A 14,944-nucleotide genomic window follows, 5' to 3' on the forward strand; every position below is an offset into this window, starting at 1 on the left:
TTCCTCATGAGTGACACCCAGACCACCGGCCTCGACCGCGACTCGAAGGCCTTCAAACTCGGTTCAGTTGGCGCAAGCTGGCTCGACGAGCGCACGAGCGGCGCCAGCATTGTCAAGGGCTTCGCGCGCAAGATCTTTCCCGATCACTGGTCGTTCATGTTCGGCGAGGTCGCGCTCTACAGCTTCGTGGTGCTGATCATCTCGGGCATCTTCCTCACCATGTTCTTCGTTCCTTCGATGAACGAGGTTGTCTACGACGGCTCGTATACGGCGCTTCAAGGCGCGCACATGTCGGCGGCATTCGAATCGACCCTTCATCTGTCATTCGACGTGTGGGGCGGTCTTCTGTTTCGCCAGATTCACCACTGGGCTGCGCTCACGTTCATGGTGGCGATCTTCGTGCACATGTTCCGCGTGTTCTTCACCGGTGCATTCCGCAAGCCGCGCGAGCTCAACTGGCTCATTGGCTTCGGCCTCATGGTTCTCGCGATGCTCGCGGGCTTCTCGGGCTACTCACTTCCCGACGACGTGCTCTCGGGTAACGGCCTTCGCATCGCCGATGGCGTGATGAAGGCGATCCCCATTCTCGGCACCTACGGTTCGATGCTCATGTTCGGTGGCGAGTTCCCGGGCCACGACATTATCCCGCGCCTCTTCACGGTGCACATCCTCATCATCCCGGGTGCGATCCTTGCACTCATCGCGCTGCACATGTTCTTCCTCGTGATGCACAAGCACACGCAGTACCCGGGCCCCGGTCGCACCGACCGCAACGTTGTGGGCTACCCGCTCTTCCCCGTGTACACGGCAAAAGCTGGCGGCTTCTTCTTCATCGTGTTTGGTGTGTTGACCCTCGTGGGCGCTACGGTGGCGATGAACCCCGTGTGGAACTACGGCCCCTACGACCCCTCCCCCGTGTCGGCGGGCTCGCAGCCTGACTGGTACATGCTCTTCCTCGAAGGCTCGCTGCGCCTCATGCCGGGCTGGGAGCCCACCATCTTCGGCTACCCGATCTCACTCAACATCATCATCCCCGGCATGGTCTTCCCGGGCATCATGTTCGGCAGCCTTGCCCTCTACCCCTTCATCGAACAGTGGGTGACGGGCGACGACCGCGAGCACCACGTCCTCGACTTGCCATACAACACTCCGGTGCGTACGGGCTTCGGTGTGGCGTGGATCGCCGCGTACCTCGTGTCGATTCTCGCCGGTGCGAACGACCTCATGGCCGTGGCGTTCCACATGTCGCTCAACAACCTCACGTGGTTCTTCCGCATCGGTATTTTCGCGATCCCGATCATCTCGTTCATCGTGACGAAGCGCCTGTGCCTTTCGATTCAGAAGCACAAGAAGCAGCTCGCCCTCCACGGCGTTGAAACCGGCAAGGTTGTGCGCATGGAGAACGGTGAGACGCTCGAGATCCACGAGCCGCTTAGCGAGTACGACCGCTGGGTGCTCGTCAGCTACGACAACCACCGCCCGCTCCAAAAGGGCGAGGGTGTCTCGTCGCTGCGTGCAAAGGCGTCGAGCTTCTTCTTCAAGGATCGCGTGGAGCCTGCGACGCCTGCGGAGCTCCGCGAGGCACTCGAGCACTCGGGTCACGAGGAGCATAAGATCAAGGCTCTCATCGGCAGCTGATCGAGTACACTCCTCGAATTCCATAGAGGTTGTGGGGGTTTGCCTCCGAGCGTTTGGCTCGAGGCAGGCCCCCACTTCCGCATGTCGGGGCTTCTTCTGCTTTGCCTCCTGCTTCCCCACCACACCTCCGTTCCCTTCTCTTCTGTTCCCCTCTTCCCTCCTCACCGGGTTGATTAAGGGCAGTCAAACTTCGTTAGTTCGCGTGGTGGTTTTGTTGCGTCGGCAGTCCGACGGTTGCTCGGCTTTCGTGCATGCGCACCGCGCGTCACGAAACCGGCCACACGTCCAGAAGGAGCGCAGCCAAATCGCTCCCACCACAGTTAAAAAGTTCACGTTTGCCCAAACATCCAAATGAGTTTCCCCTGTCGCACCCGCAGATAGTTTGTCGCCCTCTACCCCGGGCACCCCTTGCTTTACACAAGTGCGGCGCTCAACCGCGGTCTCGGCTCCGCCTTCTAACGGCTAGAAATCTCGTCACTGTTGCGTTGGAGCCACCATCAATCACGTATCCCTCGTCGAGAGCCGCCGCAACACTTCTAGACACCACCGGGAGAGCCCAAATCGTCTGAATGTCCGGTGTCACCTCACTGACGGCGTTCGGAATCGTGCAGCTTTTCCTGTACGATAATCGTGCAGCTATTACTGCACGATTAATGGAGGCGCGATGACACCCCGTGAATATCACCACCCAAATCCTGACGACATCAGTTTGCCTAGGGTACTTGCCGCCCTGAGCGACCCTACGCGGTTAGAAATGATCTGCCGCCTAGCCGACGGGCAGGAGCACGACAGCCTTGAGCTCGCGGACGACCTCCCCCGTTCGACGCTGACGTACCACACGCGTATGCTGCGAGAGGCAGGAGTGACGTGGACGAGGAGCGAGGGCCGTGCATGCCTAATCCGGTTACGGCGCAAGGATCTGGATGAGCTGTTCCCAGGGGTTCTTGCGGCACTTATCGCAAACGCAGCCTCCAAGGCGGCACAAGAATGATGCGTCGACTGTGGCCATTCGTGTTGGGCAGCGTCGCCCTCGGCCTAGACGCCTATGTCGTGGCGGGTCTTCTACCCCAGGTCGCCTCTTCATTGGGAACTAGGGAAGCCAATGTCGGGTTGAGCGTTGCGGCATTCACGGGCTCGTACGCAGTCTCGGGCCCCTTACTTGCAGGACGCGCTGGGCAGCGGTCACGACGCAGTTTGGTTACAGCCCTGCTGGTATTCACGGTAGCTAACCTGATCACAGCACTATCACCAACGATCGGGGTCTTCCTGGCCACTCGTATAGTCGCTGGCGCAGCAGCAGGCGTGTACTCGCCACTGTCGTCCGCGGTGGCCTCAGAGGTTGTAGATCAACAGCGTCGTGGTCGTGCGGTGGCTTTGGTTCTTGCCGGTCTGGCCGTCGGTACCGTGTTCGGTGTGCCCATCGGCCTGTTCCTGGCACAACTGTGGGGATGGCGCGCCGCGATACTGCTGATCGTGATCATTGGCTGCGCTGCGCTAGCAGGCATAACGCTGGGCGGCGGCGAGCTACCGTCAATTCCGGCGTCTAGCGCTGCTGACCGACTGCGATCCATCACAAGCCCACGGAATCTCCTCACGATTTCAGTAACTCTTCTCACCGCAGTGGCTTCCTTGGGACTCTACACCTACCTGACCGTCGTGCTGTCCGCCGGAAGTCTAGCGTCGCATCAGAGCCTGGGGATTTGGGTCTGGGGACTCGGTGGGGCGCTCGGTGCACTAGGCATCGGACGGCTCGTGGACAGATGTGACCCCTTGCGCTTGAGCGCTGTCATCCTTGCCGGCCTGACATGCGCGCTGATCGGCATGACTCAAGGGCATCTGCCAGGGGTCACCGTGGTAAGCCTGTTCATTTGGGGGCTGTGTGGTTGGTCGTCCCTCGCGCCCCAGCAACATGTGCTCCTGCAGGCGAATCCAGCAGATGGTGCCACGGCTGTGGCTGCTAACGCATCAGCCAACTACCTGGGATCGGCACTAGGGGCGACTCTTGGCTCGCTGTTGGTAGCTGCGCACGTGGCGCCGGCCGTGCTGTGCGGTTCGGCAGCGGGCGTCGCCGCACTCGCACTGCTCTGCCAGATTATTCGACAACGGGTGGGTTCCAAAGCGTAGCAGCGTGACCCAATACGTCTTCAAGCCGCTTCATCGCTTCTCGTTTCGACAGCCCGTACTCTATTAGGACCCGCCCAGCGCCCCAGCTCCCCCGACTGCCAGGGTGCCGGCCGTCAGCAACGCCCTACCGCATCATTCGCGCCTATGGCGGTCCAAGTCGAAATCATTCGCGCCTATGGCGGTCCAAGTCGAACCGCAGATGACAACCCACCAACAGCCCAGCAATACCGACTCATCCACGGCAGTGCATAGACCCTCGCCGCGATCACCGTCGCTGCCCTGCTTACCCCGTCGGGGAAGGGCTCAATAAGTACCATGCCGTCTAGGAACAGCTTCTGCCCAAACGACGAAAGGAACCTACCGCCAACACCCGCGACGCGGTGGAGCTAGCTAGCCCCGCAAAGTTGGGCCTGACGCCCGCACATTGGGACATCTCGACCCAGCCGGATCGACAATCGAACGTTTCCACAAGAGTCCCGCCAGTGTGCGCCAAGGGCAACATTCCTACCGAATTAGCGAGGATGAGTGGCGTGATGGTTTCGTGGGCGGATTGCACAATTCCTAATCTCCGAAATCAACGCCATCCACGCTAGCCCGGCCACTCCACCTTGAGGCGAACCACCTATCGGCGATCTCGGCCACGAGCCGTCGCGGTGTTCGCGATACGCAGCAAAGTGCCCGGCGGGCTCTTGCGAGCCAGCCGGGCCTTCACTATGTCCAAGATGTCAGCGCCCAATTTCAGGAGCGACTAGGAGTCTTACTCTCAGTGGTTGTTGTGCCCCACGGAGTAGGCCATCACCCACATGACGACGCCAATCATGCCAATCACGATTCCGAGCGCGGTGATCCAGTGGGCGATCGGGAACCCGCCGAACGCGAGGGAAGCTCCGACTGCACACACGAGGGGTGCCCAGCTGTATGGGGCGAAGATGCCCTTGTGGCCAGCCTCTTCGTGAACCTCGGCGTCTTCATCGTCCTGGGCGCCGCCGCCGAAGCGGCGTTCGTTCATCCACACGTAGATGGCGATCATCCAGCACATCGCCGCGAGGGCAAAGAGTGCGGGAACACCGACCCATTCGATCCCGCCGGGATCGACGTTGAGGGTGAGGAGGGTGTAAACGACGCCGACGACGGTCACGAAACAGCCGATGAGGGCGAAGATGATGACGTTGGTGCGCATTCTTACTTACCTCCGTGGGCGCTAGCGAGTGCTGCCTCGTCGCGATTGACGTGAACCTGATCGACGGCGGCAACTTCGGGGAACTTCTGGTCGAAAGCCGGGCGTTCCGAGCGGATGCGCGGTAGTTCGGCGAAGTTGTGGCGCGGCGGCGGGCACGAGGTGGCCCACTCGAGGGAGGCGCCGTAGCCCCACGGATCGTTGACGGTGACCTTCTTGCCCTTCGTGTGGGTAAGCACAACGTTGAGGATGAACGGGAGGGTCGAGGCGCCAAGGATGAACGCACCAATCGTGGAGAACTGGTTCATCCACTGGAAGCCGTCCTCAGAGAGGTAGTTCATGTAGCGGCGCGGAGCACCTTCGACACCCATGAAGTGCTGGATAAGGAAGGTCATGTGGAAGCCTACGAGAAGAAGCCAGAAGTGGATCTTCGCGAGGTCTTCACGGAGCTTGTATCCGAACATCTTGGGCCACCAGAAGTAGAAGCCCGCGAACATTTCGAAGGCAACCGTGCCGAAGATGACGTAGTGGAAGTGGGCGACAACGAAGTAGGTGTCGCTCAGGTGGAAGTCGAGCACCGGGGTCGACAGGATCACGCCGGTGAGGCCACCAAAGAGGAAGGTGGTCATGAAGCCAAGCGTGAAGAGCATCGGTGATTCGAAGGTGATGGACCCGCGCCACATGGTGCCCACCCAGTTGAAGAACTTCACACCCGTGGGCACGGCGATCATCATCGTCATGAACGAGAAGAAGTCGAGCATGACGGCGCCGGTCGTGAACATATGGTGGGCCCACACTGTCACGGAGAGGGCGGCGATCGAAATGGTCGCGTAGACCAGGGTCTTGTAGCCGAAGATGGGCTTGCGGCTGAAGACGGGGATGATCTCCGAGGCAATGCCGAAGAACGGGAGTGCGAGCACGTACACCTCGGGGTGGCCGAAGAACCAGAAGAGGTGCTGCCAGAGGATCGGCCCGCCGTTCGCGGGGTCGAAGATGTTCGCGTCGAGCACGCGGTCGGCGCCGAGGGCGAAGAGCGCGGCGGCGAGCGGCGGGAAGACCATGAGGATGAGAATCGACGTGATGAGGATGTTCCACGTGAAGATCGGCATGCGGAACATGGTCATGCCGGGCATACGCATCGTGATGATAGTGGTGATGAAGTTGACGGCGCCGAGGATGGTGCCGAAGCCCTGCATGCACAAACCGAAGGCCCACAGGTCACCGCCGAGGCCCGGCGTGAAGGTGGTGTCGGAAAGGGGCGCGTAGGCGAACCAACCAAAGGAAGCCGCACCCTGGGGGGTAAGGAAGCCCGCGCACGCAATGAGGGCACCGAAAGCGGTGAGCCAGTAGGAGAACATGTTCAGGCGTGGGAACGCCATGTCGACAGCACCGATCTGCAGCGGCAGAAGGTAGTTCGCGAATCCCGCGAACAGGGGCGTGCCGAACATAAGAAGCATGATCGTGCCGTGCATCGTGAAGAGCTGGTTGTACTGGCCCTTCGACACGACAACCTGGAGACCGGGCTCCCACAGTTCAGCGCGGATCAGAAGCGCAAGCACGCCGCCAAAGCAGAAGAAGAAAAAGGCGGTGGCCATGTACATGATGCCGATCGTCTTGTGATCGGTCGTGGTGAGGAGCTTGAAGAACTGGTTGCCCTTCTTCGTCTCAGGCTGTGCCGGGGCGAAGCGGCGCGTGGTTTCTGTGGTGGTAGTGCTCACTTTTTGGCATCCTCACGACGGTTTTCGATGCGGCGGTCGGAATCGTCCTTCATATTCCAGGACTTCTGGAGGCGGTTGAGGTCGTTCGAAAGCTGCCCCTCATTGCCCTTGGCACGCAGCTCTTCCATGTGCTTGTCGAATTCTTCCTTCGACACGACCTTGACGTTGAACAGCATGTCAGAGTGGTACTCACCGCACAGTTCGGCGCACTTGCCCGCGTAGGTGCCTTCAATTTGCGGCGTGACCTGGAACGCGGTGGTGTGGCCGGGAATCATGTCTTTCTTGTACAGGAAGTCCACGACCCAGAAAGAGTGGATGACGTCGCGGGAGTCCAGCTGGAACTCGACAGTCTCACCGACGGGGAGATAGAGGGTCGGGAGATCCTCGGCTGCGCCTTCTTCGCCGGTGCGGAACGACTGGACACCCGGATCTTCGTGGACATCGGCGTCAACGTAGTTGAAGTCCCAGCTCCACTGCTTGGCAACGACGTTGACCGTGACATCGGGGTTCGGATCGAGACGCTCGATCTCGGAGATATCACGCTGCGTGAAGTAGAAGAGGGTCATGATCATGATGACCGGAATCAGCGTGAAGGTCAGTTCGATCGGCACGTGGTAGCGCAGCTGAACGGGGAAACCCTTGTCGTTCTTCTTGCGGCGGTAGGCGATCGCACACCAGAAGATGAGGCCCCACACAAGGAGACCGACGGCGAGGAGGGTGATCCACGAGCCGCTCCACATCGTGATGATGCGGTCGGTGTGGTTCGTGATCTGGTGGGTGGCGTCACCAGGGAGGAATCCTCGCTGCTGCTCTTCCGTGCAGCCCACGAGAGCAAGCGCCGTAAGGGCGAAAGCGGCGATGGCCTTCGGCATCCGGCGACTGCGTTCCGGGGTTTGGGGGATCACAGGCTGACCTTCCGTGTATCGCGTGGCGAATCGGCTGCGGGGAGATTCGCGCTCGATTGTGCTGTTTTTTCGGGCTCTTCCCTCCCGGCTGGCACGGGGCGCACGCCTGGATCGGGACGAGAGTCCTTAGTCATCATACGCGACTCGCCACTAAATGTGGCCTTCACAGCCGCTTTTCGCGGATTCGGTGGGGTTTGCTCAGTCACGTTTATGCCGGTCGGGATGTTTTCACGGCGCGTGCGCCCCAGTACCAGGCTCCGACGGCTACTCGAGGAAAGTCGAATGGGCCGCCGCATGTGCGGCAGCCCACTCGTATCGCTCTCACTGTGGCGCTCAGGCGAAGGAATCTCCGCAAGCGCACGAGCTCGACGCGTTCGGATTGTCGATCGTGAAGCCCTGCTTTTCAATCGTGTCGGAGAAGTCGATCGTCGCACCGGAAAGGAACGGGATCGAGTTCTTGTCGACAACGACCTCAACGCCGCTGAAGTCCACGGTGGCATCGCCATCGAGCAGACGCTCGTCGAAATAGAGCTGGTAGATGAGCCCCGAGCATCCGCCGGGCTGCACGGCAATGCGAAGGCGCAGGTCATCGCGGCCCTCTTGTGCGAGCAACTGCTTGACCTTATCGGCGGCCACCTGGGTGAGGGTCACGCCGTGGGCGGGAGCCGTCTGTGTTTCGGTCGTAGTCATGGTTCCTCCGTTAAGTCCGAGTAGGTGACGCTTAACGTCACTGTACGCGGGCCCACCTCACGCGGTCTATGACGCGTGGGCATTCCCTCGTCACGTGTGACTTAGGCGGTTTCCTTCGGGTCGAGCTCGGCAGCGCCGAGCAGGATGAGCGCTTCGGCGACGCATACGCGCTCGAAGTCGCCGAGGTGGAGCGATTCGTCGACGCCGTGTGCGCGCGAATCCGGGTCTTCAACGCCGGTGACGAGCACGTCGGCCTTGGGGAACAGCTCGAGCAGATCCGAGATGAACGGGATCGAGCCGCCGAGCCCGGTATCCACGGGCTCGACTCCCCACGAATCATGGAACGCGCGGCGCGCAAGATCCATTCCCGCGCTGCTCGCGGGTGCGAGGAACGGCTTGCCCGCGTCAACGGGCGTGAAGGTGACCTTCGCTGCGGCCGGCGTATGGGCCCCAACGTGCTTTTTGAGCACTTCGGTCGCGTGTGCCGGGTCTTCGCCCGGGGCGATGCGAACGCTCACCTTGGCGCGGGCTTTCGAGATGAGGGTGTTGGAGGCCTGCTGCACGGGCGGCGCATCAATGCCGATCACCGAGATCGCGGGCTTGGTCCACAGGCGCGACGTGATCGAGCCGTCACCCGCAAGGGGCAGCCCTTCGGGAACGCCGGCGTCGCGGCGGAAGTCCGCTTCCTCCATGTCGACCTTGGGGGCTTCGGCAACGTGAAGTCCCTCAACGGCAATGGTGCCGTCCTCGTTGTGGAAGGTGGTGAGGATGCGCGAGAGCTGCGTGAGCGCATCGAGCACCGGCCCGCCGAACATGCCCGAGTGCACCGAGTAGTCGAGCACTTGAACGTCGAGCTCGAAGGCGACAACGCCGCGCAGGCTCGTCGTGAGGGCGGGGCGGCCAACGGCCCAATTCGAGGAGTCGGCCACAACGATGATGTCGCTGCGCATCAGGTCCTGGTGCTTTTCGAGGAATGGGCGGAAGGTCTCGCTGCCGTATTCCTCTTCACCTTCGACGAACACGACGATGCCCACGCCGGATTCTTCGAGCTCATCTTTAAGGGCGCGAAGCGCGGTCACGTGCGCCATAACGCCGGCCTTGTCGTCGGCAGCTCCGCGGCCATACAGGCGGCCGTTTCGCTCGGTGGCCTCGAACGGCGGGGTGGTCCACTCGGATTCGTCGCCAACGGGTTGCACGTCATGGTGGGCGTACAGCATCACGGTCGGCTTTCCGGGCTTCGCTGGACGGCGGGCAAGAACCGCGGGGGCGCCACCATCAACGGACTCGATGCTCACTTCGGGCATGCCCGCATCTTCGAGGAGCGACGCCACCTTCTCGGCGCTCGCCTGCACGTGCGATTGATCGTAGCCATCGAAGGCAATCGAGGGGATCGCTACGAGCGCGGTGAGATCCTCGAGTGCTTGGGGTTGAAGGGCTTTGACCTTGTCATTGATGGCGTCGACGCTGAGCGACATTCCTCTTCTCCTTCCGCGCGGCGAGCGCGATACTGGCTTTGGCTCCACCGTATCCCCGCAAGCGTCGGAATTCCTCACGAAACTCCGTACCAACCGCGCGAGTCCGGCCCCCGGGAGACTAAGATTGGCCGGGTGAATACCGAGACCCCATCCGAGCACTCCCCTAGCCCCACTCGCGCTGAGCACTCCGCGACGACCCCGAAGAAGGGGCGTCCAACCCGCTCGCGCAAGGAAGCTGTCGCCGCGCGCCGCACGCCTCTCGTGCCGAAGGACCGCAAGGAAGCAAAGCGCCGCTCTAAGCAGAAAGATCGCGCCGCTGCAAACCGCGAACATCAAGCTCTGCTCACCGGTGATGAGGCGCACTACCCCGTGCAGCACCGAGGCGCCGATCGCCGTCTCGTGCGTGACATCGTCGATTCGCGCCACAACGTCGCTGAGTATTTTTTGCCGTTCGCGCTTATCGCGATGCTGTTCCCGTTCGCCATGCAGCTCATCGACCCGGTGAAATTCCAGGTCGTCTCGATCGTGTTTCTCGCCGTGCTGTGGGCGGGCATCCTCGTCGTCGTGATCGATACGTTCCTCTTGCGCCGCAAGATTCGCAAGGTTCTTACCGAACGCTTCGGCGTGGTCCCCGCCGGCATGGTGTCGTACGGCCTTCTTCGTTCAACGAACATTCGCCCGTGGCGTATGCCTAAGCCGCAGATCAAACACGGCGAGGCTCCGCGTCCGTAAGACTTCCTCACACACGAAAACCCCCGGCCCGAACTTTCGTTCGGTAACCGGGGGTTTCCTGTCAGGCGGTTTTACTTAGCCGTGTCCGACGCCTGCTCAGCTTTCGCCGAGTCCTTGTCTTTGGCCTTCTTCTCGGGCTTGAAGTCCACGCCCGCTTCCTTGCGTTGCTGCGGCGTAATCGGCGCGGGAGCGGCGGTCAAGGGGTCATAACCGTTACCGGTCTTCGGGAAGGCGATGACATCGCGAATCGAGTCGGTCTTCGCGAGGATCGACACGATGCGGTCCCAGCCAAACGCGATGCCGCCGTGGGGCGGTGCGCCGAACTTGAAGGCTTCGAGGAGGAAGCCGAACTTCTCCTGCGCTTCCTCTTCTCCGATGCCCATGAGCTTGAAGACGCGCTGCTGCACATCGGCCTGGTGGATACGGATCGAACCGCCACCGATTTCGTTGCCGTTGCACACGATGTCGTAGCCGTAGCTCAGTGCCGAGCCCGGGTCGGTGTCGAAGGTGTCGAGGAACTCGGGCTTCGGGGACGTGAAGGCATGGTGCACGGCGGTCCATTCGCCGTGACCCACGGCAACGTCGCCCGCGGCTTCCGCATCGCCCGCGGGCTCAAACATGGGCGCGTCCACGACCCACACAAAGGCGAACTCGTCGGGGTTGATGAGGCCGAGACGGTCACCGATTTCGTTGCGCACGGCACCGAGGAGCGCGCGTGAGCTCTTGGCGTCGCCCGCGGCGAAGAACACGCAGTCGCCTGCACTCGCACCAACCTTTTCGGCGAGGCCGGCCTTCTCCTCGTCGGAGAGGTTCTTGGCGACGGGGCCGCCAAGCGAACCGTCTTCCTGGAAGAGAACGTAGGCGAGGCCCTTCGCGCCGCGCTGCTTCGCGAATTCCTGCCACGCGTCGAGGGTGCGGCGGGGCTGCGACGCACCGCCCTTCATGACGATCGCGCCAACGTAAGGGGCTTGGAACACGCGGAAAGGCGTGTTCTGGAAGTATTCGGTCATCTCGGTGATCTCGAGATCGAAGCGCAGGTCGGGCTTGTCGGAGCCGTAGCGCGCCATGGAGTCACGGTAGGTGAGGCGCTTGATCGGGGTCTCGATGTCGTAACCGATCTGCTTCCACACGTTCACGAGAACCTTCTCGGCGAGCGCAATGACGTCTTCCTGATCCGCGAAGCTCATCTCGACGTCGAGCTGCGTGAACTCCGGCTGGCGATCCGCGCGGAAGTCTTCATCGCGGTAGCAGCGGGCGAGCTGGAAGTAGCGTTCCATACCGCCAACCATCAGCAGCTGCTTGAACAGCTGCGGCGACTGGGGAAGCGCGTACCACGATCCGGGAGCAAGCCGCGCGGGCACGAGAAAGTCGCGCGCACCCTCGGGCGTCGAACGGGTGAGGGTCGGGGTTTCGATTTCGACGAAATCCTCGTTGAGGAGGACCTCGCGCGCGGCCTGATTCACCTTCGAGCGCAGGCGCAGCGCGTATGAGGTTTCCGCACGGCGCATGTCGAGGTAGCGGTAGCGAAGGCGGGCCTCTTCGCCAACCTCGCTGTGCTCATCGAGCTGGAACGGTAGCGGGGCCGCGGGGTTGAGCACCTCGACCTCACTCGCAATGACCTCAATATCGCCCGTGGGAAGTGCCGGGTTCTCGTTACCCTCGGGGCGGCGTTCGACCTTGCCGGTCACCTTGAGCACAAATTCGTGGCGAAGGTGGTGAGCGTCTTCTTCACGCACAACGACCTGCGCAACTCCGGACGCATCACGCAGGTCGAGGAAGGCCACGCCGCCGTGATCACGGCGCCTTCCGATCCAGCCGGTGAGAGTGACGTCCTGGCCGATGTGATCTTCCCTGAGATCACCGGCGCGGTGGGTGCGAAGCATGAGGATTCCTTTGACTTCGAGGTGGTCGGTGGTGGGCGGCGCGTAGACGTTCAGCCGCCGCACGGGGCGGGGCGAGGCGCAAGAGGCCGCAATCCGCACCAGTTTAGCGCGCACCAGGTTCGGGTGCAGTCCGACGCTTGCTGGGCAACCGTCAGATCCCCTTCCCTCCCGCATCCCCCTCCCCCTCCTGCTTCTTGCTTCACTCCTTGCTCGTCCTTCGCTTCCTTATCTCGACAGTGGTGATTTTTCGCGCGAATCGCCTGTTCCATGTCGTGAGGTGGCGATTTTTTGCCGTTTTCACCCGAGTCGCGTGGGCGAAACGGAGCAGAGTGGCAGATGGGGGTGACTATTGTCGCGCGCGGATCCCCTCCCGTAGCGCCTACCTCTTCCGTAAGCTGGTTCCAGCACGTGTGAGCGCCATGAGGGCGCGATGAGAGTGGCGCCGCTCCGGACGGCGAATTTTTTGTGTGCGGGGATGCCCGCGGGAACGTGCTCGACCAAATGAGGGGCCGATGAACGGCCCGCAAGTGTTCACGTGCGTTTTCCGGGGCGGGCGTGTGCGATGGCCCGGAAGGACCCAAAAATGACGACTGATAGCACCGACCGCACCGAAACCGCTCTCGAGAACCGCGAGGAAATTGCGGAAGCGCTCGAAATGGACGGCATGGCAGCTCCGAGCCCCAACAGTGCCGAAGATGCACCGAACGCCGATAGTACCGATGCATCGAACGCGGCCGACGCCCCCGAAGCCTCCCATGACGATGAGCGCGTCCGCTTCGACGAGCTCGGCCTTCCGCCCGAACTGCTCGCCGCCGTCCGTGACCTCGGATTTACTCACCCCTCCCCCATTCAGGAACGCGCAATTCCGGCTCTGCTTGAAGGCCGTAGCGTTTTGGGAGTCGCACAGACGGGCACGGGCAAGACCGCGGCATTCGGCCTCCCGCTCCTCGCGGAGGTCCGCGCCTCGAACCGCGCCACGCAAGGACTCGTTCTTGCACCGACCCGAGAGCTCGCGATGCAGGTGGCGGAGGCGATCCAGTCATTTGCCACAAAGCTCGATGGCGTGAACGTCGTGAGCGTGTACGGCGGTGCTCCCTACGGACCGCAGGAACGCGCCCTCGCGCGCGGCGCCCACGTGATCGTCGGCACGCCTGGGCGCGTCATCGACCACCTCAAGCGCGGCAATATCGTGCTTGATCACCTCTCGACGCTCGTTCTCGACGAGGCGGATGAGATGCTTCGCATGGGCTTTGCCGAGGACGTTGACGAGATTCTTAGTTTCGCTCCACAAAAGAAGCGCATGGCACTGTTCAGTGCAACGATGCCACCCGCCATCAAGCGCGTCGCCGAGGAACACATGCCTGACGCCGTGAGCGTCGCCGTCGCCCGCCAGTCAACGACCGTGACGAGCGTCGAGCAGACGTACGCCGTGGTGCCATTCCGCCACAAGACCGGTGCTCTCACGCGCATCGTCGAGACGACCGACGCCGATGCGACGATCGTGTTCGTGCGCACGCGCAGCGCCGCCGAGGAAGTTGGAACGGCGCTCATTGCCCGAGGCATCGTCGCCGCAACCATCTCGGGTGACGTCCCCCAAAAGGAGCGTGAACGCATCGTCGAGCGTCTACGCGACGGCTCTCTCACGGTGCTCGTCGCGACTGACGTCGCCGCGCGCGGTCTCGACGTTGAGCGTATCGGCCTCGTGGTGAACTTTGACATTCCCTCCGAACCCGAGGCCTACGTGCACCGTATTGGCCGCACCGGTCGCGCCGGTCGCGCGGGTAAAGCCCTCACATTCGTGGCTCCCCACGAAAAGCGCAAGCTGCGCAATATCGAGCGCACGACCCGCCAGGAGCTCGAAGAAATTCACATCCCCTCGCCCCTTGATGTCTCGCGTCACAAAATGAAGAAGGTTCTCGCGGAGGTTCCCGGGCGCCTCGAGAAGGGGCGCCTCAACCTCTACTTCGATCTTCTCAACGAGTTTTTGGCCGAGAACAACGTCTCGGTCGAGCAGGTTGCCGCGGCTCTCGGAGCGATGACGGTTGGCGACGACGGCCCTCGCGCACACGAAGACGACTTCACTGGCGCGAGCTTCCGCGACAAGGGCGAACGCGGGAAGGGCAAGGATCGGAACAAGCGCCGCGACCGTGGGGAGAAGCGTCCCCGCCGTTCGAGCGCGGGATTTACGACCTACCGCATTGCGGTGGGCAAGAATCACGGGGTGCGGCCCCAGTCGATTGTGGGAGCCATTGCAGGTGAGGGCGGCCTCAACGGCCAGGATGTGGGGAAAATCGATCTTTTCCCCTCGTTCTCACTCGTAGAGCTTCGCGACGGTGTCGACGAGGCTGCTCTCGCGCGCATTGGTCGCGCCCGAGTGGGCGGCAAGCCCATGCGCATCCAGGTAGATCAGGGTCCCAAGAAGGGCGGCAAGTTCAAAGCTCGCAAGGGTAAGCACTTCGACGATCGCGGCGCAAAGAAGTCGAATCGCTGGTAGAAGGGCGATACTCCTCACAGCTCCCACCATGCGCTCCTTTACAGGCGTCACAAGGGTGTCCACGGTAGAAGAGTCCGCGTTTTATATGCGTACATAAATAACGCATGT

At 62.0% G+C, this 14,944-nt stretch carries 11 protein-coding genes; 5 read left to right on the forward strand and 6 right to left on the reverse strand.

All coding sequences use genetic code 11. The features are described from left to right. The first annotated feature begins 6 nt into the window (after positions 1-6). The 3 genes from qcrB to NBW56_RS01565 all read left to right on the forward strand — a co-directional run bounded on the left by qcrB (position 7) and on the right by NBW56_RS01565 (position 3,762). Positions 7-1,638, forward strand: a complete 1,632-nt coding sequence (gene qcrB / locus NBW56_RS01555) for a cytochrome bc1 complex cytochrome b subunit (protein ID WP_250257719.1) — start codon at positions 7-9, stop codon at positions 1,636-1,638. Between the two features lie 664 nt (positions 1,639-2,302). Next, positions 2,303-2,629, forward strand: a complete 327-nt coding sequence (locus tag NBW56_RS01560) for an ArsR/SmtB family transcription factor (RefSeq protein ID WP_074296621.1) — start codon at positions 2,303-2,305, stop codon at positions 2,627-2,629. Then, positions 2,629-3,762 carry an MFS transporter gene (locus NBW56_RS01565; protein WP_250258517.1) on the forward strand — a complete coding sequence of 378 codons (1,134 nt, stop codon included), beginning with the start codon at positions 2,629-2,631 and terminating at the stop codon, positions 3,760-3,762. Before NBW56_RS01560 ends, NBW56_RS01565 begins: the two co-directional genes overlap by 1 nt. Before the next feature lie 763 nt (positions 3,763-4,525). Here NBW56_RS01565 and ctaF read toward each other — a convergent pair. From ctaF to NBW56_RS01590, 5 genes are all read right to left on the reverse strand, one after another. Beyond that, positions 4,526-4,942, reverse strand: a complete 417-nt coding sequence (gene ctaF, locus NBW56_RS01570; RefSeq protein WP_250257720.1) for an aa3-type cytochrome oxidase subunit IV — start codon at positions 4,940-4,942, stop codon at positions 4,526-4,528. Positions 4,943-4,944: 2 nt separating this feature from the next. Next, the gene (gene ctaD / locus NBW56_RS01575) at positions 4,945-6,657 is read right to left on the reverse strand and encodes an aa3-type cytochrome oxidase subunit I (RefSeq protein WP_250257721.1); all 1,713 of its coding nucleotides are present in this window, start codon (positions 6,655-6,657) and stop codon (positions 4,945-4,947) included. After that, positions 6,654-7,562: an aa3-type cytochrome oxidase subunit II gene (gene ctaC / locus NBW56_RS01580; RefSeq protein WP_250257722.1), complete on the reverse strand. Its 909-nt coding sequence runs from the start codon at positions 7,560-7,562 to the stop codon at positions 6,654-6,656. The genes ctaD and ctaC overlap by 4 nt, the downstream gene beginning before the upstream one ends. Positions 7,563-7,895: 333 nt before the next feature. Beyond that, on the reverse strand, positions 7,896-8,252 hold the full coding sequence (locus NBW56_RS01585) for a HesB/IscA family protein (RefSeq protein WP_150333157.1): 357 nt from the start codon (positions 8,250-8,252) through the stop codon (positions 7,896-7,898). A 101-nt stretch (positions 8,253-8,353) separates the two neighbouring features. Continuing rightward, a complete protein-coding gene (locus NBW56_RS01590; protein WP_250257723.1) occupies positions 8,354-9,727 on the reverse strand; it encodes a dipeptidase in 1,374 nt (457 codons plus the stop codon). A gap of 132 nt (positions 9,728-9,859) precedes the next feature. On the opposite strand from NBW56_RS01590, the gene NBW56_RS01595 reads away from it, so the two are divergent. Next, positions 9,860-10,459, forward strand: a complete 600-nt coding sequence (locus NBW56_RS01595) for a DUF3043 domain-containing protein (RefSeq protein ID WP_250257724.1) — start codon at positions 9,860-9,862, stop codon at positions 10,457-10,459. Positions 10,460-10,530: 71 nt separating this feature from the next. Here NBW56_RS01595 and aspS read toward each other — a convergent pair whose 3' ends face one another. After that, entirely contained in the window at positions 10,531-12,342 is a 1,812-nt protein-coding gene (gene aspS / locus NBW56_RS01600) for an aspartate--tRNA ligase (protein WP_126846190.1), read from the reverse strand. Positions 12,343-12,925: 583 nt separating this feature from the next. On the opposite strand from aspS, the gene NBW56_RS01605 reads away from it, so the two are divergent. Beyond that, a complete protein-coding gene (locus tag NBW56_RS01605) occupies positions 12,926-14,836 on the forward strand; it encodes a DEAD/DEAH box helicase (protein WP_250257725.1) in 1,911 nt (636 codons plus the stop codon). The last annotated feature ends 108 nt before the right edge of the window (positions 14,837-14,944 follow it).

Origin of the sequence: Dermabacter sp. Marseille-Q3180, from assembly GCF_940792985.1 — a bacterium.
Lineage (GTDB): Bacteria > Actinomycetota > Actinomycetes > Actinomycetales > Dermabacteraceae > Dermabacter > Dermabacter vaginalis.